The organism is Roseovarius ramblicola (genome assembly GCF_042430665.1).
Lineage (GTDB): Bacteria > Pseudomonadota > Alphaproteobacteria > Rhodobacterales > Rhodobacteraceae > Roseovarius > Roseovarius ramblicola.
This window is the reverse complement of record NZ_JBHMEC010000039.1, coordinates 1-10,756: the sequence shown is the minus strand read 5'-3', so window position 1 is coordinate 10,756 and position 10,756 is coordinate 1. Positions and strand designations below refer to the sequence as shown.

Below are 10,756 nucleotides of genomic sequence, written 5' to 3'. Positions count from 1 at the left end.
GCGGGCGGCACACGCCGTTCTTTGCCAACTACCGTCCGCAGTTCTACTTCCGCACCACGGACGTGACCGGCACGGTGGAGCTTCCCGAGGGCACCGAGATGGTGATGCCCGGCGACAACCTGAAGTTCGCCGTCGACCTGATCGCGCCGATCGCCATGGAGGACGGCCTGCGCTTCGCCATCCGCGAAGGCGGCCGCACCGTCGGCGCCGGCGTCGTCAGCAAGATCATCGAGTGACAACCTTAAGGGTTCGATGAGGGAGGCCGGGCGGCCCGGCCTCCCTCCTATCAACTCCAAAGCCGCGAAAGGCTAGACCAATGCAAGGCCAGAACATTCGCATCCGGCTCAAGGCGTTCGACTACCGCGTGCTGGATGCCAGCACGCAGGAAATCGTCAACACCGCCAAGCGGACCGGCGCGCAGGTGCGCGGACCGATCCCGCTGCCGAACAAGATCGAGAAATACACCGTTCTGCGTGGCCCCCACGTGAACAAGAAGTCCCGCGACCAGTTCGAGATCCGCACCCACAAGCGGCTCCTCGACATCGTCGATCCCACCCCGCAGACCGTGGACGCGCTGATGAAGCTCGACCTCGCTGCCGGTGTGGACGTGCAGATTTCGGTTTGAGGGGGGCAAGGTGATGTTGCGCTCTGGTGTGATCGCGAAGAAGGTCGGGATGACCCGGCTGTTCATGGAGGACGGACGGCAGGTGCCGGTGACCGTCCTGCAACTCGACAAGCTTCAGGTGGTGGCACAGCGCACCCCTGAGCAACACGGCTATTCGGCCGTCCAGCTCGGTGCCGGCACGGCCAAGGCCAAGCGCACGAGCCAGGCCATGCGCGGCCATTTCGCCGCCGCCAAGGTCGAGCCCAAGCGTCGCGTCGCGGAATTCCGCGTCGCGCCCGAAAACCTGATCGATGTGGGCGAGGAAATCACCGCCGATCACTACTTTGAGGGCCAGTACGTCGATGTATCGGGCACCTCGATCGGCAAGGGCTTTGCCGGTGGCATGAAGCGGCACAATTTCCGCGGGCTCGAGGCCACGCACGGTGTCTCGATCAGCCACCGGAGCCACGGCTCCACCGGTCAGTGCCAGGACCCCGGCAAGGTGTTCAAGGGCAAGAAGATGGCCGGCCACATGGGGGCCGCCAGGATCACCACGCAGAACCTGCAGGTGGTCCGCACCGATGCCGAACGCGGCCTGATCATGATCAAGGGTGCCGTGCCGGGATCGAAGGGCGGCTGGGTGACGATCAAGGATGCGGTGAAGAAGCCGTTCCCGGAGAGTGCCATCCTCCCCGCCGCGCTGAAATCGGCGGCTGAAGAGGCGCGCCGCGCCGCGGAAGAAGCCGCTGCCCAGGCCGCCGCCGAGGAAGAAGCCGAAGCCAAGCGTCTCGCCGAAGAGCAGGCCGCCGCCGAGGCTGCCGCGCTCGAGGAGGCCGAGGCCGAAATCGAGGCCGAGAAGAAGGACAGCGAGGAATGAAACTCGACGTGATCAAACTGGACGGCGGCAAGGCTGGTTCGGTCGATCTGGGCGAAGACGTCTTCGGCCTGGAGCCCCGTTCCGACATCCTGCACCGCGTCGTCCGCTGGCAGCGCAACAAGGCACAGGCCGGCACGCACAAGGTCAAGACCCGGTCGGAAACCAGCTATTCCAGCAAGAAGATCTATCGCCAGAAGGGCACCGGCGGCGCACGCCACGGCGACCGCAACGCGCCGATCTTCCGCAAGGGGGGCATCTACAAGGGCCCGACCCCGCGCAGCCACGCGCATGAGCTGCCCAAGAAGGTGCGCAAGCTTGGCCTCAAGCACGCGCTCTCGGCCAAGGCGCAGGCGGGCGAGCTCGTGGTCATCGAGGATGCCGCCAGCGACGGCAAGACCGGGACCCTGGCCCGCCAGGTCAGGGATCTGGGCTGGAAACGCGCGCTCGTCATCGACGGCGCGCAGGTCAACGCGGAATTCGCGCGCGCGGCGGCCAATATCGAGGGTCTCGATGTGCTGCCGTCGATGGGCGCAAACGTCTATGACATCCTCAAGCGTGACACCCTGGTGATCACCAAGGCGGGTGTCGAAGCACTGGAGGCTCGACTGAAATGAGTGCCAAGGCAGAACATTACGACGTGATCCGCAAGCCGGTCATCACCGAGAAGGCGACGATGGCGTCCGAGAGCGGCGCGGTCGTCTTCGAGGTGGCGATCGACGCCAACAAGCCGCAGATCAAGGACGCCGTCGAGGCGCTCTTCGGGGTCAAGGTGAAGGCGGTCAACACCACCATCACCAAGGGCAAGCAGAAGCGTTTTCGCGGTGTCAAGGGCACCCGCAAGGACGTCAAGAAGGCCTATGTCACGCTCGAAGAGGGCAACACCATTGACGTGACCACGGGTCTCTAATAAGAGACCGCATTCGCGCCGCCCCGGCTATTGTCCGGGGCTGCGTTATTTCCGGGGACAAGGGGCGCGTGCCGCCCGTTCCCGCGAGCCGGGCACCTGCGGGGGCCTATAACCGCGGCGGGGTGAACCCCGCCCTACATAGCGGCCCGTTATGGGTCGCGTTTGCAAACGGAAGACAGAAAGCATGGCACTCAAGTCGTATAAGCCGACGACGCCGGGCCAGCGCGGGCTGGTGCTGATCGACCGTTCGGAGCTGTTCAAGGGCCGCCCCGTCAAATCCCTCACCGAGGGTCTGACGAAATCGGGCGGTCGCAACAACACCGGGCGGATTACCTCGCGTCGTCGCGGGGGCGGGGCGAAACGCCTCTACCGGATCGTCGATTTCAAGCGCACCAAGCTTGACGTGGCGGCCACCGTCGAGCGGATCGAATACGATCCGAACCGGACCGCCTTCATCGCGCTCATCCGCTACGAGGATGGCGAGCAGGCCTATATCCTGGCGCCGCAGCGTCTGGCCATCGGTGACACGGTCATCGCCTCGGCCAAGGCCGACATCAAGCCGGGCAACGCGATGCCGTTCTCGGGGATGCCGATCGGCACGATCATCCACAACATCGAACTGAAGCCCGGCAAGGGCGGTCAGATCGCGCGCGCCGCGGGCACCTATGCGCAGTTCGTCGGCCGTGATGGCGGCTATGCGCAGATCCGGCTCTCGTCGGGCGAGCTGCGTCTCGTGCGGCAGGAGTGCATGGCCACCGTTGGTGCCGTCAGCAACCCGGACAACTCGAACCAGAACTACGGCAAGGCCGGCCGGATGCGCCATTATGGCAAGCGTCCCTCGGTGCGTGGCGTGGTGATGAACCCGATCGATCACCCGCACGGCGGCGGCGAAGGCCGCACCTCGGGCGGCCGCCACCCGGTCACACCCTGGGGTAAGCCCACCAAGGGGATGCGCACCCGCAACAAGAACAAGGCGTCGCAAAAGCTTATCCTGCGCTCGCGTCATGCCAAGAAGAAGGGCCGTTAACACATGAGCCGCTCTGTATGGAAAGGCCCCTTCGTCGATGCCTACGTCCTGAAAAAGGCCGAGGCAGCACGCGAATCGGGGCGCAACGAAGTCATCAAGATCTGGTCGCGCCGTTCGACCATCCTGCCGCAATTCGTGGGCCTCACCTTTGGTGTCTATAACGGGCGCAAGCATGTGCCGGTGAACGTCAGCGAGGACATGATCGGCCAGAAATTCGGCGAGTACTCGCCGACCCGCACCTATTACGGGCACGCGGCGGACAAGAAAGCGAAGAGGAAATAAGCCATGGGCAAGGATAAGAATCCCCGCCGCGTGGCGGATAACGAGGCGATGGCCAAGCTGCGGATGCTGCGTACCAGCCCGCAGAAGCTCAACCTCGTCGCGGCGATGATCCGCGGCAAGAAGGTCGAGAAGGCACTGACCGACCTGACCTTTTCCAAGAAACGGATCGCGCAGGACGTGCGAAAGTGCCTGCAATCGGCGATCGCGAATGCCGAGAACAACCACGGGCTGGATGTTGACGAGCTGATCGTCGCCGAAGCCTGGGTCGGCAAGAACCTCGTGCTCAAGCGCGGGCGTCCGCGGGCGCGCGGTCGCTTTGGCGCGCTGCGCAAGCCGTTCTCGGAACTGACGATCAAGGTGCGTGAAATCGAGGAGCAAGCCTGATGGGTAACAAAGTCAATCCGATCGGTATGCGCCTGCAGGTCAACCGCACCTGGGACAGCCGCTGGTATGCCGACACCAAGGATTATGGTGATCTCCTGCTCGAGGATCTGAAGATCCGCGACTTCATCAAGCAGGAGTGCAAGCAGGCGGGCGTCAGCCGCGTGATTATCGAGCGTCCGCACAAGAAGTGCCGCGTGACGATCCATACGGCGCGCCCCGGCGTCATCATCGGCAAGAAGGGCGCGGATATCGAGACGCTGCGCCGCAAGCTCGCGAAGATGACCGACAGCGAGCTTCACCTCAACATCGTCGAGGTCCGCAAGCCCGAGCTCGACGCGGCGCTGGTGGGCGAGAGCATCGCGCAGCAGCTTGAGCGTCGGGTGTCGTTCCGGCGCGCGATGAAGCGCGCGGTGCAGAACGCCATGCGCATGGGCGCGCTCGGCATCCGGGTGAACGTTGCGGGCCGCCTCGGCGGCGCCGAGATCGCGCGGACCGAATGGTACCGCGAGGGCCGGGTGCCGCTGCACACGCTGCGCGCCGATATCGACTACGCCAATGTCGAAGCGACGACTCCTTACGGGATCATCGGCATCAAGGTGTGGATCTTCAAGGGCGAGATCATGGAGCACGACCCGGGTGCCCGCGATCGCAAGGCCCAGGAACTGCAGGATGGCCCCGCCCCCCGTGGCGCCGGCGGCCGTCGCTGAGGAGGAATGACAGATGCTTCAACCTAAGCGCACGAAATTCCGCAAGCAGTTCAAGGGCCGCATCAAGGGCGAGGCCAAGGGCGGCTCGGATCTCAACTTTGGCTCCCACGGGCTCAAGGCGACCGAACCCGAGCGCGTGACCGCGCGCCAGATCGAGGCCGCGCGCCGCGCCATGACCCGCCACATGAAGCGTCAGGGCCGCGTCTGGATCCGCATCTTCCCGGACGTGCCGGTGACGGCCAAGCCGATCGAGGTCCGCATGGGCAAGGGCAAGGGCTCGGTGGATCGCTGGGTCTGCAAGGTCAAGCCCGGCCGCGTGATGTTCGAGATCGACGGCGTCAGCGAAGGCGTGGCGATGGAGGCCCTGCGCCTTGCCGCCATGAAGCTGCCGGTCAAGACCCGCGTCGTGGTCCGCGAGGACTGGTGAATGGTGGGGTTGAACCCCACCCTGCCATATGCCCCCGCGCGAGTGATCGCGCGGGGTTTTTTCTTTGCGGCAAGCAAGCGGACGGGTGGCATGCGCCCCACCCAAGCTCATCCGCCGAGGATGTCGTCCACCGCGCTTTTGTAGCTGTCATAGCTCAGAGCCGCCCTGTTTCCGGCCACCCCGTGATAATAGCTGCGCCCTTTGGCCGTCGGCAGGCCGGCCCAGACCTTGGCGAGGTTGAGCCGGAACGCCGCGCGGGAAATCTCGCCACGACGAACCGCGTCGAGACCCGCATCGTCGAGCAGCATGTCGGCCAGCCGGTCCTGAACCGAGGGGCTGAATCGCGTGTCCGGCCCGATCCCCGCCCGCGCCACCAGCCGCCGGAGAGTGGCGGGAATGATCTGGTAGCGTCCGATGGCGTGATGCTGCCCGGGCGTGGCGTCGATCCAGCCGAAGATGTTGCGCAGGCTCATCCGCGTCGGTCGCCGGGGCGGGAGGGCGTAAGCCCCGTCCTGCACGGCGTCATAGCCCGCCGCGCCGGCCTCGGCCCGTGCTATGAGGTCCCGCAGCCGGGCACGCACCGGTGTGCCGGAGGCCCCGCGACCGAGGAGGTCGCGCGCCCGTGTGCCGTCAAGAAGCCCGCCCGTCCCCCGACCCGGGAACAGGCTGCCGCGCGGGGCGGGTGCCCCGGTGAGTCGCGCGATCAGAGGCGTGGCCGCGACATCGAACATCGGCCCGCGGCCGACAAAGCGTCCGCCGGTATCCGGCCCCGCCTGCGCCGATGCCGGACCGAGGGCCAGCCACGCGAGCGCCGTCAGTCGAATCACGATATGCCGGATGTTGCGAGCCATCGCCGCAGACTGCCGCGAAACCGTTGAGAAACCCTTGCGCGCGGCCCTGACTGCGCTAAGAGGCGGGCATGGCCGATATCCGCTCGCTCTTCGTGACCCGCCTCTACCATGCGCCCCTTGCCGAGCATGGCCCCGCCATCGACCCCGCCGAGATGGCGGCGTCATGCTATTCCATTGCGGAGGATGACGAGGCCGGGCAGGACTGGTGCGAACGCGAGGGCTATCCCGGCTACACCTCCTACGCCTCGCTGACGGACCTGCCGTGGCGCTTTCCGGTCTTCGCCGATCTCGTCACGGCGCTCGACGCGCATGTGGCGGCCTTCGCCCGCGATCTTGAATTCGACCTCGGCGAGCGCGGCCTGAAACTCGAGGATATCTGGATCAACATCCTGCCCGAGGGCGGTACCCATTCCAGCCACATCCATCCGCATTCGGTGATTTCCGGGACCACCTACGTGGCCATGCCCGGCGGCACCTCGGCGCTGAAGCTGGAGGATCCGCGCTCGGCCCGGATGATGGCCGCGCCGCCGCGCGTGCGGGACGCGCGCGAGGAGATGCGCGGCTTTGTCTACCTGCGCCCGGAGGTGGGCGACGTGCTGTTGTGGGAATCGTGGCTGCGCCACGAGGTGCCCATGAACATGAGCGAGGACGACCGCATCAGCGTGAGTTTCAATTACGCCTGGCAATAAGGGTGGGTTGCGAAGGCGGCAACGGTCGTTTCGGCGCACATCCCGTGATCGAAGCCCCGCGATTCGGATGCCGGGGCGGCACGCGCCCCCTGAGGCGACGGGTGCCGTGGACAAGCGTGCGCGATCCGGACTAAACCGGAAGACGGGACGAATGCCCCGGCGCGGCAGGCGGCGGCCAATCTGAGCGGGGAGACGGGTATGGAATACGTCACGCAGATACTGGAGGTCCTCGCGCTGGCCTTCGTGTTCCTTCTGGGCACGGCGGTGCTCGGGATTGTGCTCTTTTACATCATCGACCGCACGCAACCCGGCGACGCGATCCGGCGCAACTATCCGGTGATCGGCCGGTTCCGGGGGTTGTTCACCAAGCTGGGAGAGTTCTTCCGGCAGTATTTCTTTGCCATGGACCGCGAGGAGATGCCGTTTAATCGCGCACAGCGCGACTGGGTGGCGCACGCGACGCGCGGCAAGGACAACACCGTCGCCTTTGGCTCGACGCGCAACCTGGGTGTGCCCGGCACGCCCATCTTCGTGCCGGCGGTGTTCCCGCCGCTCGACGGCCAATTTGCCGCGACCGTGCCGATGGAGATCGGGCCGGGGGCCGCGCTTCCCTACAAGGCGAAGTCGATCTTCAACATTTCCGGCATGAGCTATGGCGCGATCTCGCGTCCCGCCGTCGAGGCGCTCAGCCGTGGCGCGGCACAGGCAGGCATCTGGCTCAATACCGGCGAGGGGGGGCTGAGCCCGTATCATCTGACCGGCGGGTGCGACATCGTCTACCAGATCGGCACCGCGAAATATGGCGTGCGCGATGCCGGGGGGCACCTGTCGGATGAGAAACTGCGCGCGGTGTCGGACAACCCGTGCGTGCGGATGTTCGAGATCAAGCTGGCGCAGGGGGCCAAGCCGGGCAAGGGCGGCATCCTGCCCGGGGCCAAGGTCGATGCCGAGGTGGCGCGCATCCGCGGCATTGCCGTGGGCGAGGACAGCATCTCGCCCAACCGGCATGCGGAGGTTGACGATTTCGGCGATCTTCTCGACATGATCGGCCATATCCGCCGCGTCACGGGGCGGCCCGTCGGCTTCAAGACGGTGATCGGCTCGTCGCAGGCATGGGAGCCGTTCTTTGAGCTGGTGGCCGCGCGCGGAGAGGATTGCGCGCCGGATTTCATCACCATCGACGGCGGAGAGGGCGGCACCGGGGCTGCGCCCATGCCGCTGATGGATCTCGTGGGCATGCCGTTGCGCGACGCCTTGCCGCGCATGGTGGACCTGCGGGACCGTTATGGCCTCAAGGACCGGATCCGCATGATTGCCAGCGGCAAGCTGGTCAATCCCGGCGACGTGGCCTGGGCGCTTTGTGCCGGCGCGGATTTCGTGACATCGGCGCGCGGCTTCATGTTCAGCCTCGGCTGTATCCAGGCGCTCAAGTGCAACCGCAATACCTGCCCCACCGGCATCACCACCCATGATCCCTACCTTCAGCGCGGCCTCGTGGTGGAGGACAAGTACGTCAAGGTCGCCAGCTACGCCCGTTCGATCGTCAAGGAGGTCGAGACCATTGCCCACTCGGTCGGTGTGGCCGAACCGCGGCTGATGCGGCGGCGGCATGTGCGGCTGGTGCAGGCCAACGGCACCTCGATCCGCTTCAACGAGATCCGGCCGAGTTACAGCCCGGACGCGCCTTTGTGATCGGACACGGTGAAACCCGCGGCTGGTGATGCGCGTGTCTGCCCCTATATTTCCTCGTAACGGATCAGGAGGACGTGATGGCCAACCGCTGGAAGAATGACCTGAGTGAACGCTGTGTGACGCCCGAAGCGGTTTACATGAACCGCCGGCAGGTGCTCGCGGGTGCGGCCGGGATCGGCCTTGTCGGGGCGGGCAGGCCCGCGCGCGCCGAGACGCTCGAGCCGAACGAGTGGGAGGACATCACCTCGTACAACAATTACTACGAGTTCGGCACCGACAAGGGTGATCCGGCGCGCCATGCCCATCGGCTGACGATTGCGCCGTGGAGCGTGCGAATCGACGGTCTGGTGGACCGTCCCGGCGATTACGCCTTCGAGGATATCATGGCGAAGATGGTCGTGGAGAAGCGCCTCTACCGCTTCCGTTGTGTCGAGGCGTGGTCGATGGTGGTGCCGTGGAACGGGTTCGAGCTTGCCGACCTGCTGGAGGTGGCGGGCGTGCAGGGCGCGGCCAAATACGTGGCCTTCGAGACGGTCCTGCGCCCCGAGGAGATGCCGGGTGTGGCCTACCCGGTGCTCGACTGGCCATATGTCGAGGGGCTGCGGCTGGATGAGGCGATGCACCCGCTGACGATCATGGCCACGGGCATCTATGGCCGCGACATCCCCAACCAGAACGGCGCGCCGCTGCGCCTCGTGGTGCCGTGGAAATACGGCTTCAAGTCGATCAAGTCGGTGGTGCGCATCACGCTGACCGATGCCGAGCCGCCGACAAGCTGGAACAAGGCCAACCCGCGCGAGTACGGCTTCTACTCCAACGTCAACCCCGAGGTGGACCATCCCCGCTGGAGCCAGGCGACGGAGCGGCGAATCGGCGGCGGGCTGTTCTCGTCGCGCATTCCGACGCTGATGTTCAACGGCTACGGCGACGAGGTGGCGCGCCTCTACGAGGGTATGGACCTCACCCGGCACTTCTGATGTGGGCCGACCGGATCAACCGTGCGGCGCGGCGTGTGCCGGTCTGGGCGCTTTGGCTGACGGGGCTCGCGCCCGCCGTGTGGTTCTTCTATCTCGGCATGACCGGCGGGCTCGGGGCAGAGCCGATCAAGGCGCTGGAGCAGGAGCTGGGCAAGGTGGCGCTGCAGCTTCTGGTGGCCGGACTCGCCGTTACGCCGCTGCGGCGGTATCTCGGCCTCAACGTCCTGCGCTTCCGGCGCGCGATCGGGCTTTTGGCCTTTACCTATGTCTGCCTGCACCTCGCCGTCTGGCTGTTTCTGGACGTGCAGGATGCCGCGCGCATCCGGGCCGATATCGTCAAGCGCCCGTTCGTGACCGTCGGGTTCACCGCCTTGATGCTGATGATTCCGCTGGCGGCCACATCCAATGACCTGTCGTTGCGTCGGCTCGGCCCGCGCTGGCGGCGGCTGCACCGGCTTGTCTATCCGGTGGCGGTGCTGGGCGCGGTGCATTTCATCTGGCTCAGCAAGGGGTTTCAGTTCGAGCCGCTGATCTACCTCGCCGTGATTCTCGGGCTTCTGGCATTGCGGCTCTCGCCTGGAAAGGTTTTGGCAAGATCCGTGCGCTAGACTCGGGGCATCTTCAAACGGAGGCGACCATGCCACCCAAGGTGACGCGCCCGGAGGGCTATGCCGGGCTGATGGAGCGGATGGCCAAGACGCTCGGGCTTGACATCATGCGCGAGGCAGAGGCGCTCGGCCTGTCAGAGGCCGATATCGAACGCCTCATGCACCGCTGTGCCGGATGTTCGGAGCCGGAGGATTGCAGCCATCGTCTGGCTGCGCCCGGGGAACGGCCGCTTCCACCGCGATACTGCCCGAATCGCAAGTTGCTCCTGTTCCTCACGGCGCAAAATCGCTCGGACGACTCCTGAAGACAGCATCGCCCGCCCGCGTTCCCGACATGCTGGGGACAGGTTTGTGGATAACCGGAGCGCGCAAGGCGGGATGCCGGGAGCGGCGGAAACAAAGTTGCGCCGCACCCCGCGATATTGGCGGAAAAATCTCGCAACCCGTTCATTTCAGGTTGAAATTCGACTGAGTGCAAAAAAAGCCGTCATCCTCAAAAAAGGGGGTTGCGGGTTCCGGGCTCTCCCCGTAAACAGCCCCTCACCGGCGGCGCTGAGGCGCATGTCGGGCCGCCAAACGGACTGACGAAGCAGCCGCTTCCGACGAGCGCGAGGCAAAAACACCGAGGTAAGATCGGCGGGCTGGGCCAACATAGATGGCGCACTCTGTTTTGATTTTGTCTCTTGCTCTTTGACATGATGTATATCTGAAGAGATATGTGGGC

Annotated in this window: 16 protein-coding genes; 15 read left to right on the top strand and 1 reads right to left on the bottom strand. The window is 65.6% G+C overall.

What is annotated here, in order from left to right:
- The 10 genes from ACFFU4_RS18250 to rplP all read left to right on the top strand — a co-directional run.
- The coding region (locus tag ACFFU4_RS18250; RefSeq protein WP_446692669.1) for an EF-Tu C-terminal domain-related protein at positions 1–236 on the top strand (236 nt) is incomplete at its 5' end.
- 80 nt (positions 237–316) lie between these two features.
- Positions 317–625 (top strand): 30S ribosomal protein S10, encoded by a 309-nt coding sequence (gene rpsJ / locus ACFFU4_RS18245; RefSeq protein ID WP_104018654.1) that lies wholly within the window; start codon positions 317–319, stop codon positions 623–625.
- A gap of 13 nt (positions 626–638) precedes the next feature.
- Positions 639–1,481, top strand: a complete 843-nt coding sequence (gene rplC / locus ACFFU4_RS18240) for a 50S ribosomal protein L3 (protein WP_377071333.1) — start codon at positions 639–641, stop codon at positions 1,479–1,481.
- The gene (gene rplD, locus ACFFU4_RS18235; protein ID WP_377071332.1) at positions 1,478–2,095 is read left to right on the top strand and encodes a 50S ribosomal protein L4; all 618 of its coding nucleotides are present in this window, start codon (positions 1,478–1,480) and stop codon (positions 2,093–2,095) included. The genes rplC and rplD overlap by 4 nt, the downstream gene beginning before the upstream one ends.
- Positions 2,092–2,388, top strand: a complete 297-nt coding sequence (locus ACFFU4_RS18230; protein ID WP_377071331.1) for a 50S ribosomal protein L23 — start codon at positions 2,092–2,094, stop codon at positions 2,386–2,388. The genes rplD and ACFFU4_RS18230 overlap by 4 nt, the downstream gene beginning before the upstream one ends.
- Positions 2,389–2,572: 184 nt before the next feature.
- The gene (rplB, locus tag ACFFU4_RS18225; protein WP_377071330.1) at positions 2,573–3,415 is read left to right on the top strand and encodes a 50S ribosomal protein L2; all 843 of its coding nucleotides are present in this window, start codon (positions 2,573–2,575) and stop codon (positions 3,413–3,415) included.
- Between the two features lie 3 nt (positions 3,416–3,418).
- The gene (rpsS, locus tag ACFFU4_RS18220) at positions 3,419–3,697 is read left to right on the top strand and encodes a 30S ribosomal protein S19 (RefSeq protein ID WP_377071329.1); all 279 of its coding nucleotides are present in this window, start codon (positions 3,419–3,421) and stop codon (positions 3,695–3,697) included.
- Between the two features lie 3 nt (positions 3,698–3,700).
- Positions 3,701–4,081 (top strand): 50S ribosomal protein L22, encoded by a 381-nt coding sequence (gene rplV, locus ACFFU4_RS18215; RefSeq protein WP_377071328.1) that lies wholly within the window; start codon positions 3,701–3,703, stop codon positions 4,079–4,081.
- A complete protein-coding gene (rpsC, locus tag ACFFU4_RS18210; protein WP_377071327.1) occupies positions 4,081–4,788 on the top strand; it encodes a 30S ribosomal protein S3 in 708 nt (235 codons plus the stop codon). Before rplV ends, rpsC begins: the two co-directional genes overlap by 1 nt.
- A gap of 13 nt (positions 4,789–4,801) precedes the next feature.
- The gene (rplP, locus tag ACFFU4_RS18205; RefSeq protein ID WP_377071325.1) at positions 4,802–5,215 is read left to right on the top strand and encodes a 50S ribosomal protein L16; all 414 of its coding nucleotides are present in this window, start codon (positions 4,802–4,804) and stop codon (positions 5,213–5,215) included.
- A 107-nt stretch (positions 5,216–5,322) separates the two neighbouring features.
- Here the strand turns inward: rplP and ACFFU4_RS18200 are convergent, their stop codons facing one another.
- Positions 5,323–6,066, bottom strand: coding sequence for a hypothetical protein (locus ACFFU4_RS18200; protein ID WP_377071324.1), 744 nt, complete (start codon positions 6,064–6,066; stop codon positions 5,323–5,325).
- Positions 6,067–6,134: 68 nt separating this feature from the next.
- Between ACFFU4_RS18200 and ACFFU4_RS18195 the strand changes: the two genes are divergently transcribed.
- The 5 genes from ACFFU4_RS18195 to ACFFU4_RS18175 all read left to right on the top strand — a co-directional run bounded on the left by ACFFU4_RS18195 (position 6,135) and on the right by ACFFU4_RS18175 (position 10,337).
- Entirely contained in the window at positions 6,135–6,755 is a 621-nt protein-coding gene (locus ACFFU4_RS18195) for a 2OG-Fe(II) oxygenase family protein (RefSeq protein WP_377071323.1), read from the top strand.
- 198 nt (positions 6,756–6,953) lie between these two features.
- A complete protein-coding gene (locus tag ACFFU4_RS18190; RefSeq protein WP_377071322.1) occupies positions 6,954–8,447 on the top strand; it encodes an FMN-binding glutamate synthase family protein in 1,494 nt (497 codons plus the stop codon).
- Positions 8,448–8,524: 77 nt separating this feature from the next.
- Positions 8,525–9,424 (top strand): protein-methionine-sulfoxide reductase catalytic subunit MsrP, encoded by a 900-nt coding sequence (msrP, locus tag ACFFU4_RS18185; RefSeq protein ID WP_377071321.1) that lies wholly within the window; start codon positions 8,525–8,527, stop codon positions 9,422–9,424.
- Entirely contained in the window at positions 9,424–10,032 is a 609-nt protein-coding gene (msrQ, locus tag ACFFU4_RS18180; RefSeq protein ID WP_377071320.1) for a protein-methionine-sulfoxide reductase heme-binding subunit MsrQ, read from the top strand. Before msrP ends, msrQ begins: the two co-directional genes overlap by 1 nt.
- Positions 10,033–10,061: 29 nt before the next feature.
- Positions 10,062–10,337 carry a DUF6455 family protein gene (locus tag ACFFU4_RS18175; protein WP_377071319.1) on the top strand — a complete coding sequence of 92 codons (276 nt, stop codon included), beginning with the start codon at positions 10,062–10,064 and terminating at the stop codon, positions 10,335–10,337.
- Positions 10,338–10,756 lie beyond the last annotated feature (419 nt).

Coding starts and splice junctions, on each gene's coding strand:
- rpsJ (WP_104018654.1), top strand. CDS start 317: ATGCAAGGCCAGAACATTCGCATCCGGCTCAAGGCGTTCGACTACCGC.
- rplC (WP_377071333.1), top strand. CDS start 639: ATGTTGCGCTCTGGTGTGATCGCGAAGAAGGTCGGGATGACCCGGCTG.
- rplD (WP_377071332.1), top strand. CDS start 1,478: ATGAAACTCGACGTGATCAAACTGGACGGCGGCAAGGCTGGTTCGGTC.
- ACFFU4_RS18230 (WP_377071331.1), top strand. CDS start 2,092: ATGAGTGCCAAGGCAGAACATTACGACGTGATCCGCAAGCCGGTCATC.
- rplB (WP_377071330.1), top strand. CDS start 2,573: ATGGCACTCAAGTCGTATAAGCCGACGACGCCGGGCCAGCGCGGGCTG.
- rpsS (WP_377071329.1), top strand. CDS start 3,419: ATGAGCCGCTCTGTATGGAAAGGCCCCTTCGTCGATGCCTACGTCCTG.
- rplV (WP_377071328.1), top strand. CDS start 3,701: ATGGGCAAGGATAAGAATCCCCGCCGCGTGGCGGATAACGAGGCGATG.
- rpsC (WP_377071327.1), top strand. CDS start 4,081: ATGGGTAACAAAGTCAATCCGATCGGTATGCGCCTGCAGGTCAACCGC.
- rplP (WP_377071325.1), top strand. CDS start 4,802: ATGCTTCAACCTAAGCGCACGAAATTCCGCAAGCAGTTCAAGGGCCGC.
- ACFFU4_RS18200 (WP_377071324.1), bottom strand. CDS start 6,066: ATGGCTCGCAACATCCGGCATATCGTGATTCGACTGACGGCGCTCGCG.
- ACFFU4_RS18195 (WP_377071323.1), top strand. CDS start 6,135: ATGGCCGATATCCGCTCGCTCTTCGTGACCCGCCTCTACCATGCGCCC.
- ACFFU4_RS18190 (WP_377071322.1), top strand. CDS start 6,954: ATGGAATACGTCACGCAGATACTGGAGGTCCTCGCGCTGGCCTTCGTG.
- msrP (WP_377071321.1), top strand. CDS start 8,525: ATGGCCAACCGCTGGAAGAATGACCTGAGTGAACGCTGTGTGACGCCC.
- msrQ (WP_377071320.1), top strand. CDS start 9,424: ATGTGGGCCGACCGGATCAACCGTGCGGCGCGGCGTGTGCCGGTCTGG.
- ACFFU4_RS18175 (WP_377071319.1), top strand. CDS start 10,062: ATGCCACCCAAGGTGACGCGCCCGGAGGGCTATGCCGGGCTGATGGAG.